Source organism: bacterium, assembly GCA_022616075.1.
GTDB lineage: Bacteria > Acidobacteriota > HRBIN11 > JAKEFK01 > JAKEFK01 > JAKEFK01.
In genome coordinates, this window is sequence record JAKEFK010000072.1 from 22,476 (window position 1) to 42,256 (window position 19,781).

Annotated in this window: 21 protein-coding genes; 5 read left to right on the forward strand and 16 right to left on the reverse strand. The window is 48.6% G+C overall.

Annotation, left to right across the window (positions count from 1 at the left end):
• Nucleotides 1–50 precede the first annotated feature (50 nt).
• Complete coding sequence (locus L0156_06315) at nucleotides 51–590, reverse strand: hypothetical protein (protein ID MCI0602610.1); 540 nt, start codon at nucleotides 588–590, stop codon at nucleotides 51–53.
• Nucleotides 587–928, reverse strand: a complete 342-nt coding sequence (locus L0156_06320) for a hypothetical protein (protein ID MCI0602611.1) — start codon at nucleotides 926–928, stop codon at nucleotides 587–589. The genes L0156_06315 and L0156_06320 overlap by 4 nt, the downstream gene beginning before the upstream one ends.
• Nucleotides 929–1,068: 140 nt before the next feature.
• Between L0156_06320 and L0156_06325 the strand changes: the two genes are divergently transcribed.
• The gene (locus L0156_06325; protein MCI0602612.1) at nucleotides 1,069–2,082 is read left to right on the forward strand and encodes a hypothetical protein; all 1,014 of its coding nucleotides are present in this window, start codon (nucleotides 1,069–1,071) and stop codon (nucleotides 2,080–2,082) included.
• A gap of 219 nt (nucleotides 2,083–2,301) precedes the next feature.
• Here the strand turns inward: L0156_06325 and L0156_06330 are convergent, their stop codons facing one another.
• Nucleotides 2,302–2,616 carry a sigma-54 factor interaction domain-containing protein gene (locus L0156_06330; protein ID MCI0602613.1) on the reverse strand — a complete coding sequence of 105 codons (315 nt, stop codon included), beginning with the start codon at nucleotides 2,614–2,616 and terminating at the stop codon, nucleotides 2,302–2,304.
• 251 nt (nucleotides 2,617–2,867) lie between these two features.
• Between L0156_06330 and L0156_06335 the strand changes: the two genes are divergently transcribed.
• Complete coding sequence (locus L0156_06335; GenBank protein MCI0602614.1) at nucleotides 2,868–5,273, forward strand: serine/threonine protein kinase; 2,406 nt, start codon at nucleotides 2,868–2,870, stop codon at nucleotides 5,271–5,273.
• Nucleotides 5,274–5,296: 23 nt separating this feature from the next.
• Here the strand turns inward: L0156_06335 and L0156_06340 are convergent, their stop codons facing one another.
• The 10 genes from L0156_06340 to L0156_06385 all read right to left on the reverse strand — a co-directional run bounded on the left by L0156_06340 (nucleotide 5,297) and on the right by L0156_06385 (nucleotide 14,508).
• Entirely contained in the window at nucleotides 5,297–5,989 is a 693-nt protein-coding gene (locus L0156_06340) for a response regulator transcription factor (GenBank protein ID MCI0602615.1), read from the reverse strand.
• Nucleotides 5,979–7,610, reverse strand: a complete 1,632-nt coding sequence (locus tag L0156_06345; GenBank protein ID MCI0602616.1) for a hypothetical protein — start codon at nucleotides 7,608–7,610, stop codon at nucleotides 5,979–5,981. Before L0156_06345 ends, L0156_06340 begins: the two co-directional genes overlap by 11 nt.
• 116 nt (nucleotides 7,611–7,726) lie before the next feature.
• On the reverse strand, nucleotides 7,727–9,820 hold the full coding sequence (locus L0156_06350) for a histidine kinase (GenBank protein MCI0602617.1): 2,094 nt from the start codon (nucleotides 9,818–9,820) through the stop codon (nucleotides 7,727–7,729).
• Between the two features lie 24 nt (nucleotides 9,821–9,844).
• Nucleotides 9,845–10,648 carry a hypothetical protein gene (locus L0156_06355; protein ID MCI0602618.1) on the reverse strand — a complete coding sequence of 268 codons (804 nt, stop codon included), beginning with the start codon at nucleotides 10,646–10,648 and terminating at the stop codon, nucleotides 9,845–9,847.
• Between the two features lie 50 nt (nucleotides 10,649–10,698).
• Nucleotides 10,699–11,979, reverse strand: a complete 1,281-nt coding sequence (locus L0156_06360; GenBank protein MCI0602619.1) for a hypothetical protein — start codon at nucleotides 11,977–11,979, stop codon at nucleotides 10,699–10,701.
• 34 nt (nucleotides 11,980–12,013) lie between these two features.
• Entirely contained in the window at nucleotides 12,014–12,235 is a 222-nt protein-coding gene (locus tag L0156_06365) for a delta-60 repeat domain-containing protein (GenBank protein ID MCI0602620.1), read from the reverse strand.
• A 4-nt stretch (nucleotides 12,236–12,239) separates the two neighbouring features.
• Nucleotides 12,240–12,665 carry a hypothetical protein gene (locus L0156_06370; protein MCI0602621.1) on the reverse strand — a complete coding sequence of 142 codons (426 nt, stop codon included), beginning with the start codon at nucleotides 12,663–12,665 and terminating at the stop codon, nucleotides 12,240–12,242.
• Nucleotides 12,666–12,824: 159 nt separating this feature from the next.
• On the reverse strand, nucleotides 12,825–13,214 hold the full coding sequence (locus L0156_06375) for a hypothetical protein (protein MCI0602622.1): 390 nt from the start codon (nucleotides 13,212–13,214) through the stop codon (nucleotides 12,825–12,827).
• 192 nt (nucleotides 13,215–13,406) lie between these two features.
• Complete coding sequence (locus tag L0156_06380; GenBank protein MCI0602623.1) at nucleotides 13,407–13,826, reverse strand: hypothetical protein; 420 nt, start codon at nucleotides 13,824–13,826, stop codon at nucleotides 13,407–13,409.
• Nucleotides 13,827–13,845: 19 nt separating this feature from the next.
• Nucleotides 13,846–14,508, reverse strand: a complete 663-nt coding sequence (locus L0156_06385; GenBank protein MCI0602624.1) for a hypothetical protein — start codon at nucleotides 14,506–14,508, stop codon at nucleotides 13,846–13,848.
• Nucleotides 14,509–14,658: 150 nt separating this feature from the next.
• Here L0156_06385 and L0156_06390 point away from each other — a divergent pair, with 150 nt between their 5' ends.
• The 3 genes from L0156_06390 to L0156_06400 are packed head-to-tail and all read left to right on the forward strand — an operon-like array spanning nucleotide 14,659 to nucleotide 16,135.
• Nucleotides 14,659–14,892 (forward strand): ribbon-helix-helix domain-containing protein, encoded by a 234-nt coding sequence (locus L0156_06390; GenBank protein ID MCI0602625.1) that lies wholly within the window; start codon nucleotides 14,659–14,661, stop codon nucleotides 14,890–14,892.
• Nucleotides 14,877–15,200 (forward strand): type II toxin-antitoxin system PemK/MazF family toxin, encoded by a 324-nt coding sequence (locus tag L0156_06395; GenBank protein MCI0602626.1) that lies wholly within the window; start codon nucleotides 14,877–14,879, stop codon nucleotides 15,198–15,200. The genes L0156_06390 and L0156_06395 overlap by 16 nt, the downstream gene beginning before the upstream one ends.
• A 14-nt stretch (nucleotides 15,201–15,214) precedes the next feature.
• A complete protein-coding gene (locus tag L0156_06400; GenBank protein ID MCI0602627.1) occupies nucleotides 15,215–16,135 on the forward strand; it encodes a CPBP family intramembrane metalloprotease in 921 nt (306 codons plus the stop codon).
• A gap of 135 nt (nucleotides 16,136–16,270) precedes the next feature.
• Here the strand turns inward: L0156_06400 and L0156_06405 are convergent, their stop codons facing one another.
• The 3 genes from L0156_06405 to L0156_06415 form a co-directional block, all read right to left on the reverse strand.
• On the reverse strand, nucleotides 16,271–17,131 hold the full coding sequence (locus L0156_06405; protein ID MCI0602628.1) for an NmrA/HSCARG family protein: 861 nt from the start codon (nucleotides 17,129–17,131) through the stop codon (nucleotides 16,271–16,273).
• A gap of 228 nt (nucleotides 17,132–17,359) precedes the next feature.
• The gene (locus L0156_06410; GenBank protein MCI0602629.1) at nucleotides 17,360–19,135 is read right to left on the reverse strand and encodes a M2 family metallopeptidase; all 1,776 of its coding nucleotides are present in this window, start codon (nucleotides 19,133–19,135) and stop codon (nucleotides 17,360–17,362) included.
• Between the two features lie 186 nt (nucleotides 19,136–19,321).
• A partial coding sequence (locus L0156_06415) for a hypothetical protein (protein MCI0602630.1) occupies nucleotides 19,322–19,781 on the reverse strand: 460 nt, incomplete at its 5' end.

Here is a 19,781-nt window from a genome sequence, read left to right on the forward strand (position 1 = left end):
GGCAAGTTCAACTCGTCCGCGCCTGAACATTTTTATCTGTTTTGAATTCCTTAAGGACAGCCCACTGTCTCTATCACTCCAATTCCTTCAACCATTTCTCCCGTTAACGTCCTGGCAGAAAAAAGTACTGAAGTATCTCCGCAAACAATTCCTATATCCCGAAACCGGAAAAATAACAAAAGATCCGTATCGCCGTCCGGCTCAATGTCTCCACCAAATCCATTGATCAAAGTTGTCGCATTGCCAAGTTGAACTGTTGTGGGATCAATGGAAAGAGCATCGAAATTGGTATCTGTCACAATCGCTATGCGAATCAGTCCTGAACGTAAATTGACGTTAATCTTTTTAGGATTGACCAGAATTCCGGCGGTTACGGGATTCGGATTTCCTCCCGTGGTTTCAATCTCGATGTTGTCATAAACACTTTCTCCCCCGATCAATGTAATTCTGCGAATCGCTCCTAGCGCCGGTGGATGCTCATTCGGATCTTGCGGATTTATCTTATCGCTTTCGGTAGTATCGAAGACTTCAGCCACCTGCCAGTTGATGTTCCCGGCGTTGAAGTCCAGGGTCCTGCGAAGAGGCGTCACGCCGTCAGAGGCAGGTTCGCTCCTAGAAATACAACTCTGCAGTGGCCGAAAGCGCTCAGGACGCCGACTCTTGCGTGTTGAATTTGCTGGCCCGCACCCAACGCAAAGGTAATATCGTTGAGGCCGTTGAATATTTCGATCGCATCGGGTGGATCCGGAGGGAAAAGTGGAGCGTTGATAAAAGCGAAGCTTCCTGAAATGGAATGCACGAATACAGAGCTGGCAAAACCAGGCTGACCTGGATTTGTATCAGAAGTAAAATCTTCCTGATAATATTCTGCGATAGCAGAACTCGTAATGAATAAGAACACCAAAAAAAATAGAATGTTTCTCAGCATTTGATGGTTCTCCTTTGCGAGGTCAGTTGCGCACTGCCTCAGCTGTTATTAGCGGGAAGCAGCAGGAGAAACTGTCAGGCGTGATTTCAGGTTTCAGTTCATTTTTCTTTCTTGTGCCGCAGTGAAGTAGAATCCTACGAATGCCTGATTTGGTAGCGCCAACAAGAATCTCGGCCTTTAAAGTATTCTTCGGGGTCGCCTTCTTCGTTCTCATCCTGTGCGGGTTCAGCGGCTGTGTCAGTAAGATCACTCACCTGGATCGGGATCGAGGCGCGCCGGGAGAAGAATTCACGATTTACGGCACGGGACTGAAAGATAATGAAGCGCTGCCTCCAATTCCTCCCGTCCTAAAACGGTGCAATGAGTTTTCATTAGTAGTTCTGGATTTACAAGAAGATCACATTCGAGTGCGCATTCCGCCTAACGTCCCCGCAGGCGTCTACCAGGTATATGCCTATGGAATCCCTACAGGAGCCTACCAGCGGGGAAAGACAAATTCGTTAAGCTTCTGGGTTACAGCTGCGCCGGTGTCGTATAACATCGCAGATAAATATGAAGTACAGGTGAAGAGTTTTCGCAGCCGCTACGGAAAGAACGCACAATGGGAGGCCTGGATGTTAGCGAATCGATCGCGGTACCAGAGCGTTCTTGATACAGCTTTAGCTGTGCCTTGTCCTATTACAATCGCAGTGAGATATGCAACTCTTCCGCCGGTCCAGTACATCCCCCCATGGACAAGTGAGACGATCCATATGATCGCGTTAAACCGGTTGACTGACCTTCATTTTCCAGGCTACCGATTTGATTTCAGGTTCGGCATCAAACGTTCTGGCGCATATGCGGAAACAATACTGGGCTTTCCGGGTAATTCCGATGCCGACCCAAACACACGAACGTTGCGGCTGCATTACGAAACAATCGTTGGACATGAATTCGGACACATTCTGAATGTTCTTCACCACTATGAGGGGGATTCTCTGGGTGGCTCGGGGTTTCACTTTCCTCCGGGCGAAACACTCTGCATCATGGACCGCAACGATAACCAATATTGTTCCGCGTGTCGCACGGCTCTAAACTTGCCGCCGGATGTCGATAACTACAGCGCCATCATCGATGCCATGAACATTTTTCCCAACTACCCTCCCGGCTGGTAGTGGCAAGTAGCGCGGGCGTCTCGCCGGCGTAAACTGCGCAGACGGGGACGTCCGCGCTACTTAATACCGGCAACCGGCTTTTTTCCTTTTCGAAATCTGCTGCAAAAGGCCTAAAAGTAGAAACGGAATATCCTCACTTCTTTCGCGAAGCGGAGGTATGACAATTTTCTACAGCTGAAATGCGATGATATAGATCTTCCCTCAGTCTTCCGCTGCGAATCAGGTCCTGGGATCTTCATTATTTGCTGTGATCAAGCGAAAATCCACCGGAATAGAACGATGTTCCCCCACCCGTGTGACCATTTTCTCTTCAATTGCGCGCAAGATTTTCGGCTGTAACGCGATCGGGAACGAACCCAGCTCATCCAGGAAAAGAGTTCCATGATGTGCCATTTCTATTTGGCCAGTTCTCACCACAACATCTGTAGCAACCTTTTGTCCGATTCCAAATAACTCTGCTTCAAAGAGTTCAGAAGGAATGGCAGCGCAATTAACAGCGACAAACGGACCTGGGGAACGATCACAGCAATGCAAGGAAATCGATGTCCAACAGTCGGCTTGCTGCAACGCATTGAAATGCCTATGGCAATTCAGTTGGCATAGTTTGGTTTTGAAGATGGCAAAGCGATAACAAAGTTGCCAACACTCCAATAGAAGGTCAGGATCGAGCTGGAACAGAAGTTGCTAAGGTAAACAAAGTAGCGCGCGCGTCCCGCCTGCGGAGCTTGGCGCAGACGAGACGTCCGGGCTACTTTTGAGAATCAGTGAACCTCCTGCAAGATGCAATGAGCGACACAAACTTTGAGCTACCAGTAACCAACTGGGATCGCTATCAAATCGAAAGCCTTCTCGGTGAAGGAGGGATGGCCAAGGTGTACAAAGCGTATGACCCGCAACTGAAACGCTATGTCGCATTAAAGTTCATCCGGAATGACGATCAAATCTACCGGGAGCGTCTACTCAAAGAAGCGCGCGCTCAAGCCCAAATCGATCACGATCATATTTGCAGGATCTACGAAGTGGGGCAGGTAGACAACAAGCAGTACATCGCCATGCAATACATCAAGGGCCAAACGCTCAATGAAATCCAAAGCGAGATGAGTCTCCAGCAGAAAGTGATCGTGATGCAGAAAGTTGCTTCAGCGGTTGATGCTGCACACAGGTTGGGAATCATACACCGTGATTTAAAACCGTCCAATATTATGATCGAACGCTGTGAAGACGGAACGTTTCGTCCTTATGTACTGGATTTTGGAATTGCGCGGGTACTCAACGATCCAGCACTCACATCTACAGATCAAATTGTCGGCACTCCTTCTTTCATGTCACCCGAACAACTGTTTGGCGGCAAGAATCTCGATCACAGGACCGATATTTACAGTCTGGGCGCTTTGTTCTACAGCCTGCTCACCGGAAAGGCTCCCTTTGATGGAAGCAGCGCGGAAATCCTGGTAAAGATTTTGAAGGATGATCCGCCCGCAATCCGGAAAATGAACAGGTCTATTCCGAAAGATATTGAAACGATTGTGATGAAGTGTCTGGAAAAGGATCCGCAAAGACGATATCAAACGGCGAAAGATCTGGCCGAGGATTTAGCAAGATATCTTTCGGGTGATCCCATTCTTGCTCGAAAGCCAAACTGGTCCTATCAGCTCCGAAAACAGATGAATCAGCACAAAGTTATTGCGGCACTACTGATCGGAATGCTCCTGTCTGGAGGGATTTTTTCTGCGCTCAATATTGTCATTCCAACGAAAACAACAGCGTCCATCCATGTCGAAAAGCCCAAAATTTTCCTTTCTGTCTTTTCGTTTGAAAACGAAACAGACAGGACAGAATTGAATTTTGCAACGCGCGGGTTGAGTGTGGAGTTATCCCGCATCCTGGCCCAGGAAAATTTTATCGTGGTTCCATTTTCCGATGTGCAGGACTCTTTAAGTAAAGGCCTGGCACCGGTAGAAGCTGCACGAAAGGCAGGCGCATCCTATTTTGTCAAAGGTGCGTTAAGAAATGGCGCGGCGGGAGTGGAGCTCAAATATTCGCTGGTCCAAGTCGGTTCTAAAAAGGAACTTTCCGATTCGTTTCCTTTATCGTCAGCAGATTTTCTTGGTGCTCTAAATCAAGTGAAAACACAGTTGTTATCCTGGCTGCAGCAAAAGCCGATGCAGTCTCCCGTCAGTATGAATGCGCAAGCTTTTGAACTCTATTTGAGAGGAGTTTCTAAAATCAGTGAAATGGAGGAAGGGGAAACAAATGCTTTTGGGCAAGCGAGTGCGCTTCTTCAGCAAGCTTTGCATACCAGCCCCTCTGTAAAGATTTATCATGGCCTTGCCTATTTGCATTACCAGGCGGTGAACCTGGGAATCGATTTTCATCCCGCGAATCTTGAGCTCTGCCGGTATTATCTGGACCGTGGTCTTGCCTTGCGATCGGACTATGGTCCCCTGATCGATATAAAAACTCGATATGAGTTTTACATGGGCAGACCGGCAATGACGCTGCGAATTGCGGCAGATCAGATCAAAGCAGATCGTTTCAATCTTGAACAGATAGGCATGATTGGAATGGCTTTGCGCCAGTCAGGTAATTTCGAGCTCAGCGAGCGTTTTTTTCAATATGCGTTGAAACTTTCTCCGGAAAACTATTACATGAAGTTGATTTACAATGCTTCTCTTTTTCAAGCCGGAAAACACCGCGAATCGCTGGATGGACTGGCAACTTTGTATTCCGACTATCCACAAAAATATTGGGGCAAATTCTATCTTGCCTGGTACGATCTGCTTCTTGGTAAAACGGATGAGGGAACAATGCTGATCTTGCAACTCCCGGATACGCTACCGACCCGAATTCTTCGATACCAGGCAGAGGCTGTTACAGGCAAAACAGTGCCTTTCCAACCTGACCATCGGATGCTGGAAGCGGCCAAAGTGGATTTGCATGTTTCCTTTCGTCTTGCTCAGTGTTACTCCCTCAGTGGCGATCTGGAGAAAGCTTCCATTTATCTGAAAAACACAGTGCAGAAGGGATGGATTGCCTGGAATTACTTTGATTGGGATCCGATGCTCGCTCATCTACGTACGAGCGAATCGTATCAAAAGATGCGTGCTGAGGGATTGCCTGTTCAGCAATCCACGATCGAACTCGAAAAAAAGCTTCTTCAACCCGTACTGGAAAAGCTTGGAATTCAGTAGATCCGCAAACAGCTTTCCCTATTTTACTTAACCAGACCGTGGCGAAGAGCTTTGGCAACAGCTTCCGATTTTGAATGCACTTGCAGTTTGTCGTAAATGCTTCTCATGTGAAACGTGACTGTATGAACCGTTACATTTAGTTTTTGCGCCGCGGTTTTGAACGAATCCCCTTCCACAAGAAGCTCAAGAATGCGAATTTCGTGTGGCGTCAAACGATACTCAGAATTCGATGGCGGCCGGAAGTCGCGAAATAATTTCACGACGCGCATCGCAATTTCCGGTGAAATAGGCGCGCCGCCATGAACAGCATCTTTCAAACTTTCCAGCAACTTCGCCGGTGCCGTTTTCTTCAACATGTATCCATGCGCGCCGGCACAAAGCGCATCAAAGATTCGCTGATCATCTTCAAAAACTGTCAGCACAAGCATAACGAGATCCGGATAAAGATCCTTCAGAATCCGAATTCCTTCGATTCCCGATTTTCCGGGAAGTCCGATGTCTATCAATAACAGGTCGGGAACATTTCTCCGGATGCCGGGCAATGCTTCTTCAATGGATCCGAATGTTCCGATACATCGAAAACCGGGACTTCCTCCGATTAAAGCGGCAAGGCCTTCGCGGATTTGCTTCAGGTCTTCGATAATAGCCACTCGGACCGGTTTCTCTTCAGTCATAGAATCAGTGTAAGACAGATCGCCGGCAAATTCACGGAGCATATCGTCCCCCTGAATCGAAATAAGTATCCTGATAAAACATATAGCCACCCCAAACGATCATCTCAAGACCTGTCCAAACAACGGTGTGTTTTCCCCTTCCTCCTGGAGCGGGGTAAGTCGCAGTTTCATTCCATGAGTTTGTTGCAGGGTTGTACATCCCTCCTGTGATCCATGAATTTCCGTCGTTGTCCCAACCTCCCCATACAATCATTCGCGGGCCAGTCGAAACAGCGGTGTGATGCGCCCGCGCTTCCGGAGCGTTCGCAGTACTGACTGAATACCATGCGTTTGTGAGGGGATTGTAACGTCCTCCGGTATTCATCTTGACGCCGTTAGCCTCGCCTCCCCAAACAATCATTTCCTTGCCGATCCATACAGCCGTGTGGTGATATCGGGCGGAAGGAGTAGTCAAGAAATCAATGAATGTATCGGTCCAGGAATCGGTGGAGGGATCGTAGCGACCTCCCGATCTTAGCAAACCGGAAGCTGAATATCCTCCCCACACAATCATCTCATCTCCTGTCCAAACCGCTGTATGAGTGTGACGGGCCTGCGGTGCACGGACTGTAGATATCGGAGTCCATGTATCCGTAGAATAACGATACCGGCCACCTGTATTGAGGAAGGTCCCGCTGCTTCCTCCCCAGATGAGCATTTCTTTTCCGGCCAGGACTGCTCTGTGATTTTCTCGCGCTGAGGGCGCTCCGGTTGTGGACATTGTGGTCCAGGTGTCCGTTACCGGATCAAACCATTTCCCTGTATTTAATGGATAATCCGGCTCTTTCGGATCGGTAAATGTCGAGCCTCCCCAAACGATCATTCGAGCGCCGGTCCAAACCGCAGTGTGTCCATAGCGCGCTGTTGGAGCGGTGTTGTATGGTGTCGCACGCCACGAGTCTGTTGCCGGATCGTACTTTGCTCCTGATTTCAACGGAGTATTGGGGCTGTAGCCGCCCCATATAATCATATGGGTTCCCGTCCATACCGCTGTGTGATTCATTCGCTTAGAAGGAATACCATCACTGGGCCACAAATATTCCCACGTACCGCTCGGCACAGGACTGTAAATCGCCGTGCCCGCCTTCATTTCCGGCAAACGGTAATTCTGATGCAAAAAATCTGCAGGCATCCGTATGTTGGATTTCATTCGCGTCCATTTTTTTTCAAAGTCGCTGATCTCGTTGGAAAAGCGATCTACAAGAATTGGACGGACAATGCACTCTGCTATTAAATAAGGATCGTTGTTCAAGGCAGCCCAAAGCTCACTCAGAAGTTCCGGATTTCTTGAATGTTTTGCCATGCGATACATCTCGGCCTGCATCTGTTTTGCTGTTATCGGTCGACGCCAGTAGGAATCTAACGCCGCGGATTTCATTAGATATTCCTTCGTTTTTCCGCGAATGGCCGAATCCTTCACAATGGAACGCAAAGCAGGTTTCGTTTCAATGTTTTCCGCCGGCCATAAAGTGTATTTCCAGTAGACCTCTTCGATGGCCCACTGCAATGCAACTCGATCTTCAAAGGAAAGGCTGTTGTGCACTTCACCCGCACTCATTTCTGTGCGTGGGATCCAGGCAACCACCGCCAGCAGAAGCAGAATGTTTTTTACCGTTCGATTCATTGATTAATCTCCTTGCTAAATGATCAAACAACAAGGACGGGAGTGTCACTCCAGAGAGATGCAGTAATTTGGGGTTATTTGCAGAAGAGAATCCCTTTCACTACACGAACGTGTAGCTAACGAAGAGGCACACGCAGTAAGATGGTGGTCCCTTCACTTGAGGAACTTGTGATATCCAGCTTTGCTCCGATTTCTTTCGCTCGCTGACGCATGCTGCGGATACCGTGACCACCGCGATCGTCCTGTGATTGGGAAAAATCCATACCCTTACCGTTGTCTCTTACTGTAAGGATGAGTTCATTGTGTTCTGACCGGAGCGAGATTGCGGTTTTCTTACATTCGGAATGACGCACAAGATTATTCAGACTCTCCCTATAAATCAGGTAAATATGTTTTCGCATTTCGGGATCAAGCTCACGCTGTTCCTGCAATCCGTCAGACTCAAACGTAAACGCAATGTTTCTTCCGGACAAAACATCGTTTGCGAATCTCCGCATCCGCAATACAAGGTCTAAGATCTTGTCCTTTTTTGGATCAACGGCCCAAACTATGTCACTCATCGAATCGATGAGCTCACGGGAAGAATCTGCGATCCGCGCGAGCGATTCATTCCTGGAAGTACCATCATCGAATGCCGTCCGTTGCTGCAGCACTTCACTCAAGATGGCAATCTGAGTAAGTCCTGCTCCGATGTCATCATGCAAATCTGTCGCGATGCGGGTGCGAATCTGTTCCATTTGAAGTGCACGGCGCAATCGATAGCGGTGGATTTGAAATCCAGTGTAAAAAAATGCGAGCGCGCAGAGTGTATAGAACCAGTAGGCTTGATAGAAGTGTGGCTGAAGATGCAAGGGAAGCTGCGCCCCTGTTTCATTCCAGATTCCGTCGGCGTTCGCCGCTTTCAAGCGAAACGTGTAGCTGCCGGGGTTAATGTTTGTGTAGTAGGCAACACGTTTATTGGCGGCATCGATCCATTTTCTGTCCAGTCCTTCCAGCATGTACTGGAAGCGAATCTTTTCGGGGTTCGTAAAGCTCAATGCAGTGAAATGAAATTCCAGTCTCCCATCACCGGGAGGAAGAGAGAACGATTTAAGATCGTTTGTTAACAGGATGGTTTTATCATCATCTACTACAAGTTGCTCCAGGTGTACTGGAGGAGCCTGACAGTTAAGAGGAAGGTGATTCGGATCAATGCGGACGAGACCTTTGGCCGTAGGAAACCACAACTTCCCATCATGCGACTTCCAGCCGGCCGGCTGTTGGCCACCATTACACTCGACATTCCTCATGCCGTCCGATTTTCCGTAAATGACAGAATGAATCGTAGCGGTCCTCGAATCTGCAAAGTCATTCAGCTCCTTCTTGCTTACACGAAATATTCCTTCGTTCGAGCTCATCCATAGATTTTGCCGATCGTCTTCGAGGATTCGATAAATCGAGTCTTGATGCAGGCCGTGCGCCGTTGTGTATTGCGTGAATTTGCCGTTGCCATAACGGATCAAACCGCCTTCATAAGTCCCAATCCAAAGCATTCCTTCGCGGTCGGCATGAAGCGAAATCACAACATTACTTGGAAGTCCGTGCTCAGTGGGGATTTTTCCGTTTTGAAACTGCACGATTCCTTTTCCGGCGATCGCAGCCCAGATGCTTCCATCAGCAGATTCTACGATTGCGGAAATGGGTTGGCGCTTTTTGGACGTGTAAACGCTCTGGAACTTGCCCTCATGATAACGGCTGATGCCGCTCAGCGTGCCAATCCACAAAGCATTGCTGCTATCTTCGAAAACTGCGAGAACGATGTCTCCGGAAAGTCCCTCTTTTGTTGTGAAGTTAGTAAAACGGCCATTTTGAAAACGGGAAAGTCCTGCGCTCGTGCCAACCCATAATGCTCCCTGATGATCTCCCCACAACGAGAGAACCTCACTGTTCGGCAATCCATCTTTTTTTGTGAAGGATGACAACTTTCCATTCTCATAGCGATCCAGTCCCTGCGTCGAACCGGTCCAGAGAATCCCGTTCCGGTCTTCGTATACACAAAAAATCGAATTTTGCGAGAAACCTTCCTCTGCAGAAAAAGAGGTGATAGCGCCGTCGCGAAAACGATTCAGACCACCGCCTTGCGTGCCGACCCATAAATTCCCTTCTGCGTCTTCCACTATGCTTGTAACCTGATCCTCCGAAAGCCCTTCCCTGGTATCGAACGTATCCATTTTTCCGTTGTGCAGCCGGACCAATCAGTTTTGAGTGCCAATCCAGAGATTATGATGGCGATCTTCTGCGATGGAACGGATCACATCAGAAGGTAAATCAGGAACAGCTCCGAATTTTCCATCACGATAATAGAAGAGGCCTTGACCTTCGGTTCCAAACCACAGGGTTTTCGCGCTATCTTGAAAGATCACATAGACAAAAGCGGTGGCTGGAAAATTTGCAGGTCGCTGAAATTCATCGTTGATCCATTGATACGATTCCACCCAGAGCCGTCCGGTATGATCTGAGACAATCGGAAACGTCCGTTTGGGTCTTGATCCGCTTTTAGCCTTTAAAGGCACAAAACGTTCGTTCTCGATTCGCCCTACATCGGCCTCGGTTCCTATCCATATTGTCCCGTGAATATCCTGAATTACCGAAACGACTATGGCGTTGAGTCCAATGATCGAACGGTAATCAACAAAGCGGCCATTTCTATAACGGAGCAGATCGCCGGCGCGCGTTACGATCCACAATCCTCCATCCCGGTCCTTGCAAAGATCGAAAATAGACGCGCTGTGAAAAGTTTTTTCATTTCGCGGATCGAATACTGTAAAACGAATACCATCAAATCGCGCCAGACCATTTTCAGTTCCGATCCATAAATATCCGTCGTTCGTTTGAGTTATATAGCGAGCCGATAACTGAGGCATTCCTTCCTCCCTCCCCCAGATATCATGAACATATTGCGTGATGGCCTTATCCGGATCGAGAGCCTGCAAATTAGAAGTTAGAAAAAGAGTGAGCGCGAGCAAGATCTTTGTAAACCCAATCTTACCGGCTTCCATTTCAACCAATTATACATTTGCCCTGTCCGCGCCGGATTGAAAAATCGTCGTTACTGGCCGCAGCCGTAGTATCTGGCAACAACGACTCGATTCAATCCATTGCCGTCGATGCCTGAACCGATGGCGATAAGGAGCCCATCCGGCTGAAGCAACAGCTGGGAAATGGATTCTTGCGCGGGACTTGTTGCAGTAATGACCCAACCGGCATTTCCAAAAGCGTTGTCCAGCGCCCCGGTCGTTGTGTGACACGTTAGGGCAGATGATGAATCACTGAAAGAGGGATCATCAGCACCGCCCGCTGAAAGAATTCTGCCATTGGTGGCGATTACAACAGAGTTGGATCCTTCCCAGAGACTCCCGCCATAGCTTTCGACTTTGGTGATGTTGACACTTCCATTGATGTTGTATCGGACAAAAGTAAATAATCCGTAAGTAGTGGATGGAGTAAATCTTTGAGAGAAACCGCTTAACACAATTTTGCCATCTGTTTGAAGGGCTATCGACGTAGCCATGTCATCACGTGCGAAAAAATCTGTTTCTACTTTTCCACCTGAACCAAAGAGGGGATCGAGCGAGCCGTCCTGCCTGTACCTGACACCGCCAAACGCTCCATTCGTGGAAGTCAACTTGACCAAGCCCCCTACAACAATTTTTCTGTCAGGTTGGATCGCGACGCAACTCGGATCGTCACTGAACCCGTAAAAATCCGTGATGCTGAAACCGTTTTGTCCGAAATTCAAGTCTCTTGTTCCATCTGTATTTAATCGAACGATCGCAAAATCAAGACCTACATGCGTGTAAACAGGACCTACAACGACAATTTTTTGATCCCCCTGGATTGCGACATCGTGCGCTTCTTCAAAGGTCCCTATCAGATCGATGATTACCAACCCTTCCGTGCCGAATGACGAATCCACTGCTCCGTCTGCCAGGAAACGGGCAACGAACATATCGGACTTTCCATTCTCTTCGAGTTGCCCCACCACCACGATCTTCACATCTGTTTGCGTGGCGGCCGCTATTGCAAGAGTGCTGTAGTACCCGAAATTCGTGATTGTCCAGCCGCCGGTTCCAAATGTCGTGTCGAGCTGCCCATCTTTATTAAAGCGCACTAATGCGATGCTGTATCCATTGAAAACGAAATAAGTGCTCCCAACTGCGACAATACTTCCATCCTTCTGCAGGATTCCGTCGTATGTGCCCATGTTGGAGCCGTCGGGCGTACTTTCGATCGCGATTCCAGCATTTCCAAATGTGGTATCAAGATCACCCGGCGCAGCGTAGGTGATTGAAGCTACTAAAAAGAAAATGATGTAAAGAGTAATTTTCATGCCAAACCTCTCAGTGAAATATGAGGAAACATTGTTATAAACCGCAGCCGAGATAACGCGCTATGGCAAAACGACTGGATCCGTCCGATCCTCTCGACAAGCCGACCGCGATGATTTTGCCGTCCTTCTGAATCAGGATCTCACTGATCTCTTCCCATTGTGCTCCCATGTCCGTTGTGACTCTACCCAAAGTTCCGAAAGAAGAATCGAGCGTGCCCGTACTGGTATGGCAAGACACGGCAAAGACGGCATCCATGAAACTATTGTCCGCAAATCCTCCTGAAATAATTCTTCCATTTGCTGCCACGCGAACGCTCTCGGAATATTCTGCATTGTAATTTGGGAAGTCGTTCACAAATGCGAAATCGGGTGTGCCGGAGGACGAGAAACGTGCCAATCCAAAAATTCAGGGGAATGCCAACTTTTCCCGAAACAACAATCTTTCCGTCCGTCTGTATGACAAGAGACTGGGTGAAATCCCGATAGGTGCTCCAGTCGTAGGTTATTTTGCCGTTGTAACCGAATGTCCAATCCAACCAGCCATTCGAGAATAAACGCGCGATAGCCCAGGTTGAGTTTGTACCAGCTTCATCTTTATAAGCTTCACCACTAATGACGATCTTGCCATCTTCCTGAATGGCAAGCGCACTGGGTTCATTGCCAAATCCAAAAAAGTCTATGGTCACCAATCCTTGTACTCCAAAGAACGAGTCTATGGAGCCATTGGAGTTCAGCCGTGTGACTCCAATAACACCCGAAAAGGCCAGGTGCAACTACAATCTTTCCATCGTCTTGAATTGCAACATCCATCGCCGCTCCGTCCGGTTGAAGGATTTTAATTCCATTCATACCAAATGTGCCGTCAACACTCCCGTTTGCATTAAACCTTGCGACGAAAGGTCCGTCACCGCTTTCACCGGCAACCACAACTTTGCCGTGTGACAGATGCGCAATAGCAGTCGACTCAATCCATAATGGCCAAAACTCTGGTCGACGCGCCCGGCGTTGCCGAATGTTCCGTCCAGCTTGCCATTGGCAGTAAAACGCGCGAGCGCAATATGTCTTGAGCCCAGAGCCTGATTGGATACCATTCCGGCTACCGTGATTTTACCCGTGAAAGAATCATAAACGGCATCGTATGCCTCGGCATCCGTACCTGTTGAGAAGCTTGCGAATGCTTTTCCATCATCGGAAAAAGATGGATCGAGATCACCAGGCGCAGCCTGGTACAGCATTGAAAGCGACAAGCGCTGCGAAAACGGTTGTGAAAAAAACTAACAAAAGGGTTCGATTCATTTCCTTTCCTCCGTAGCATGCACATCATCTACGGTTTGACGGTTGCTGTCGCTACGCGAACATGCAGGAGTTGAATCGAATTGAATGGAGGTAGAAGGAATCCACTACATGATTAGAGAGGTTGTTGCGATTTAGCTTTTGATCGGCGACCGGATAATATAGACAGAATGAAGATCGCTAAACGATCCGCTGTAGCTGCAGCCGGTTATGTTCTGTCGTACGTACTGTATTGATCTGATACGCCATAAGCGCGTGCTGTGATTGTAGATCCATGTACTCCTGATGCACTGCGTCCCTGTAGTCCATATCGCTTCGATACAAATCTTCAGTGAAGATTCGCAGTTTTCATATTCATTGGCTATCTTCGCTTTGGTTTTGTCCTCTTTTTCTCTTCTCTCTGCTTCCTTTGCCTGTTCTTTTTCCTTTCTTTTACGAAGTTCTTTCTCTTCCCTCGACTCATCGGCAAAAGCAAAACCCGAATAGTCTGTCAGACCGCAAACTGCAAACGTCAAAAACCCCAGAACCAGATAGTATCCCCAACGACGAATCATCGTTCCCTCCTTTACTCGCTTATTTGCTTTGATTTGACCGGGAAAGCTTCTTGTACATGGCCATGATCAATAGTGCCTCGTCCTCCCCTCCCGTGAACGGATGAAAGTTAAAGTTGCTATCCTGTCGCTTGATATGAAACATCGACTGCTGAAGACGGTTTTGTTTGAACTCTTTGAGATCAGCGGGAGATTCACGAAAACCATGCGTACCGTTATCGGGCGTAAACTCAACTTCATCACCGCGAAGTATCAGCCACCCACGGCAATAATCTGCCAGTTGATTGCCGCCAAATGTCGGATGGGAGTGTTGCACCAGAAACGCGGCTCCGCCTCCCAGTTTCAATGAATTCTCAAACCATTTCATGGCCTTCAGATGATCCAGATCCTTGTACAGATAAACTGTCCCAAGATACATGAGAGCTTCAGCGTGATTTGAAGAACGCTCCAATACTTCTTCCAGCTTGTTCGTTGCTTGATCGTATCGATGTTGTCTTATGAATTCCTTCGCAGCATTCAGTGCAGTGTTGTCCATGTCCGAAGAATGGGAAAGGATTCGTGTTTCAGATGTTTGATTCTGATCTTCGGATTCGATAGGCCGGATAAGGCTGGGCATTAGTGGAAACAGCACAATCAGAAATGCCCAGACATAGAAGCGTCCAGGGTGATCGAGGTTCCCCACCACGATTGGCCCCCTAAGGTGAATGTCACAGATTCTAATAATGATTCGTTCTACGGTACAACCGTCCTAGAACCGCATGTTGTTTTCAATCCCTGGCTTGATGTATGAGAAGATGTGGATTAGAATAGCTATACTTTACACATCGAGAAAGCAATGAAAACGGTTCAAATGACCCTTGACGAGGACTTGATAGCAAAGGTAGATAAAGCTGCAAAGAAACAAGGAACATCGCGCTCTGCGTTCACTCGCAAAGCGCTGCTGGCTGCACTTCAGCGAATACAAACCGAAGAGTTAGAGAGAAGACACCGCGAAGGGTACAGGCGGAAACCAGTCAAGGAGGGAGAGTTTGATATTTGGGAGTCCGAGCAAGTATGGGTAGAACCCTGAAGCGTGGTGAAGTGCGCTGGTATAAGTTCCCTCGACCTGACAAAAACCGTCCGGTGGTAATTCTAACCCGCGATTCGGTGATGGATTTTCTTGGTGAAGTGACTGTTGCACCTGTTACATCGGTAATCCGGGATATTCCTTCCGAAGTTCTTCTCACAAATGCGGATGGAATGTCCAGTGACTGTGTCGTAAATCTGGATCATATTCAAACCATTTCCAAAGAACGTATCGGACCGTTGATCACTACCTTGACTCAGAGAAAGATGGCAGAACTTCGTTCTGCATTGCTATTCGCCCTTGGATTCTGATTATTCGGATTGGAATGAAAATTTCAAAACGATCCGCTGTAGCTGCAGCCGGTTATGTTCTGTTGTACGCGCTTTCGATTGCGATTCTTGCATCGTCGCCTGGATTTAATGCTGGAGAATCTCTTGCGGTCTTTCTGATCTTCGGAGTTGGCTTTTCGATCGCGGCCTGGCTCTCAACAATTGGTGTTGAGCCGGCCCGCGTCGAAGTGCAAAGGCCGGGAAGTGAATTTATCGCTGTTTTCTTCTATCTGCTAATATTTGCGATTCTCATACTGGGATGGGGTTTATCCGCTGTAAAAGATTCGATCCCGCGCGAACCAGCTCAAAGCGTCGCAATTCTACTCGTAAAACTAATAACAATGGTTGCTGTTCCCGCGTTCATTCTTAAGGCTTTTGGCTATTCGCTACTCGATTTGTTCAGGGTAGAGCGGCTGGGAAAAGCAGGATGGCGCGCCTCGCTACTCATGACAGTGCTCCTTTTCTTACTGCAGGCTTTTCTTGGAAGAGGGTTGCAGTCACTGAGCGCCCTTGACGCTCCGGGTTCACTGATTCTGCTCTTTGCTCCCATTGCGCTACTCTGGATGTGTCTTGAAGCGGGACTTGCTGAAGAGTTTTTGTTCCGCGTTTTCCTACAGACTCGCTCATCAGCATGGTTGAGATCTGAAACCGCGGGAATTGTTGTGATGGCTCTAATTTTCGGCCTGGCTCACGCACCCGGGTACGTCCTCAGAGGACAGCATTTTGATAGAAGGCATGGAAAAGGCGCCAGATATTCTCACGGCTGCTGCGTATTCCATTGCAGTGGTCTCGCCAATCGGGCTGATGTTCGGTGTTCTTTGGATGCGCACACGGAATTTGTGGCTGCTTGTTTTTCTTCACGGATGGACCGATCTGCTCCCCAATCTCGCGGAATTTATCAAGAACTGGACCGGTAAATAGGCTTTATAAGGAAGAGGGACTGGATGTGTCGATTCGCCGGGCGATTTGGCCATGCTGGGTGTGCCAACACCGCCACTGTAAGGGCTATTACCTCTAAAGAAGTTCGGAAGCTGTCGCTATGATGAATATAGCTACTTCCAGTTTTTCTTCAGCCAGTCTTCAAATGTCATCAATCCTGGATGGATCTTGCGAAGAGCAGGGATGTCTGCCTTGTAACCTTCGGCATCAAACCATTCCAGCATGTCAGCCCATTCCTTGTTCGTGCTTCGAACCTGTTCAATCGGGACCTGCACATGTTCCACCGGTTTCGGCTGGTATTTGGAAAATTGTGCCGCAATTTCTTTCATCGTGAGCTCATCACCGGCCAATTCATATGATTTGCCTTTGAACTCGGCAGGGTTCGCGAACGCTTTCGCAACAAACGTGCCGACATCGTCCACCGCAATCATTTGCAATTTGGTAGAAGGCTTCAAACCCATGAGGAGTTTGCCTTCGCGAATATGATCGCCAAAACCCCATGCTGTTCCGTGGAAGTTATCTATAAAAAAAACAGGTCTGTAAACTGTTGCGGGCAAATCCAACTTCTGAATATGTTGTTCGATTTGCCATTTACTTTCGAAGTGAGGTAATCCAGAATTCCGTTCGGCGCCACCTACAGATGTGTACACAAAATGCTTGACAGGCAATTTTGCTGCGGCATTGACCACGTTTTTTCCCTGACGGATCTCCGCATCAAAACCGCTGGTCCAGAAATTCTGCACGCTGAAAACTCCATAAACTCCGGACATGATTCGCTCTAACGCAGCCCGATCTTCCATGTCGGCATCCACGATTTCAGCGCCCTGTTGCTTCAGAGCTTTTGCTTCTGCCCGATCCGGGTTTCTGCTAACTCCTCGAACACGCCATCCTTCCGCGAGCAAATGACGCGCTACGGCGCCTCCCTGATTTCCCGTTGCACCAAACACAAGTACGATTTCGTCTCTCTTAACCATCGGTTTACCTCTTCCTATTCACTCATCAAGGTAAGTTTCGGACCGATTGTGAACTCTTGCAAGAATGGCGGGAGAAGCTTGGCTTCGCTAGACTCCAAAAGGCCGGGTCAACAAAGTTGAACGCAGGCTTTGTTGCCAATTGCCTAATCCCGTTGGGCTGCTGCTCATGGATGGCCGATCCTGCGCATGGTCAGCGAGCAAAATCGTATAACTCTGCCGGCAGCTAACCTACCAGCCGCATTTCCGGCCTTCGTTCTCTTTTTCTAACCAACTTTTGAGTGGCGCGTAATACTCCAGTAGAGCTGTACCATCCATTTGACGTTCACCCGTAGCTGCCTCAAGCGCATCAGCCCACGGGCGACTGATTCCCATCTCCAGCATTTTCTTGAGCCGCTCCCCGGCGGCTTTGTTGCCGTAGATCGTGCAGCGATTCAAGACGCCTTTGTATCCGGCCGTTTCACAAAGGGCGCGGTGAAACTGGTACTGAAGAATGCGCGCGAGAAAATAGCGTGTGTACGGAACATTAGCGGGAACATGATATTTTGCGCCAGGATCGAAATCAGACTCCGTTCGCGCTACCGGCGCGCTGACTCCCTGATATTTTTCGCGCAGCTCCCACCATGATTTATTGTAGTCTTCCGGTTTAACGCTACCGGAGAAAACCTTCCATCGCCACTGATCGATCAGCAATCCAAAAGGCAGAAACGCAACACCTCCGAGCGCATCTTTTAATAGAAGTCCAATGTCTTTTGAAGAGGGAGGCTCCGTTTGAATAAATCCGATTTGCTTCAGATAGGTTGGGGGCACGGACAACGCGATCGTATCTCCAATCGCTTCGTGAAATCCGTCATTCGCGCCCTGACGATAAATAAAGGGGAGTTGATTGTATGCGCGCTGGTAAAAGTTATGCCCAAGCTCATGGTGAATCGTACGGAAATCTACCCCGTTGGGCTCAATGCACATCTTAATGCGCAGATCTTCGACTTGATCAATGTCCCACGCACTCGCATGACAGACCACTTCCCGGTCGCGGGGCTTTGTAAACAACGATCTTTCCCAGAATGTTTTGGGGAGCGGATCAAGTCCTAGTGATACAAAGAATCCTTCGCCAATCCGGGTCATCTCCTTCGCATCAAGGTTTTTCGACTGAATAATTTTGGTCAGATCATAACCAGGGTCAGCATCGGCCGGAGCAACAAGCTCATAGATGTTGCTCCAATCCTGCGCCCAGATATTACCGAGAAGGTGCGCCGGTATCGGACCATCCTGCGGCACAATCTTCGTTCCATATTTTTCCCCAAGTTTGGCACGGACATAACAATGCAATGATTCGTAAAGCGGACGAACCTGAGTCCACAATCGCTCCAGTTCCGCAGCGAAATCATCGGGAGGCATATCGTACTTCGACCGCCAGAAAGAGCCGACCTCTTGATAACCCAGTTCCTTTGCGCCTTGATTTTGTAGTTCCACAAAACGTTTGTAATCAACGCGCATTGGTGGCGCAATCGAGTGCCAACCCTTCCAGACGTCCAGAAGTTGCCCAGGATCGCGGACTTCCGCGAAGGTTTTTGTGATTTCGTTGACGTCCAGACAATCGTCGCCCGATTTCCCTGAAGGGCAATACTTCCCTTCTCCATACATGCCTTTGAGCTTTGCCGCTATCTGCGCCAATTCGCGAGCCAGTTTGGGATCCGAGGGCGCAAGTGAGGTCAGCACTTGTTTCAGTAGATCGAGTCGCCGCCGCAATTCAGGCTCAAGTTGAAGCTTGTCAAAACGCGTTGCTTCTTTGGCAAGTTCGACTCCTGCAAGCGAAAGGCGCTCCTCTGCAGCCGCTGAAATGAATTGCGTATCGTACGTGATAAAGTTCGCCTGAACCCAGGCAGCACGGTCCGAAGCAATCGTTTCCTCCAGTAACTGCGCTTCCGCCTTTTCGATAAACCGTATTGCCTCTTCAGTACTCTGCGCCGCAACAGGATTCAGAAACGAACTCAGGATCGCAATCATCAAAAGCAAACCAGGTCGAATCATCTTTGTCCTCCATGAAGAAGAATTCTCGTTCGGTCGACTCTAGTTTATAGAACTTCTCTTTTCAGAACCTCAGATTTTGTTCACGTTTTCAAGCATAAGAAATACCCACCTCCAGCATCAGAGTTTTCAACGCTTGATCGATTCTCCAATAGCAGCGGTTGATCATGAGGTATTGTCGAACGTGTTGTCGGGCCGGGACTGTCGGGTGAGGGACAGCAGCGGTCCGAAGAAATTGGACCTGAGCTTGGTCAGAAGCGCACGTGTGTTTAAGCCGACGCAGGTCAGCCGATAGCGATGCTGGCCCGGCACTTTTTCAATCAGCCCTTTGGCTCGAAGCTTCCCAAGATCATAGCGAACCTGGGAAAGGGTGTGCTCCTTCTGCAGGAGATGCGTTTGCACCGCCTGTTCCCGCAGGGACTGGGTTGTGAAGCCTGCCGGCACATTGCAGAAGTGCGGCAGGGATTGCACAACAGCCATAAGGCGTCGGTTCTCTATCTTAATCCCAGGGATCCGTCGCATTCCCACAACGGTAGTTTCGGATAGAGATTCCAGGGCGCCGTCTTCGACCAAGCTCAGGAAAATAGGATTCAGCCAATCTAGATAGCGCTGATTGATGTCGGAC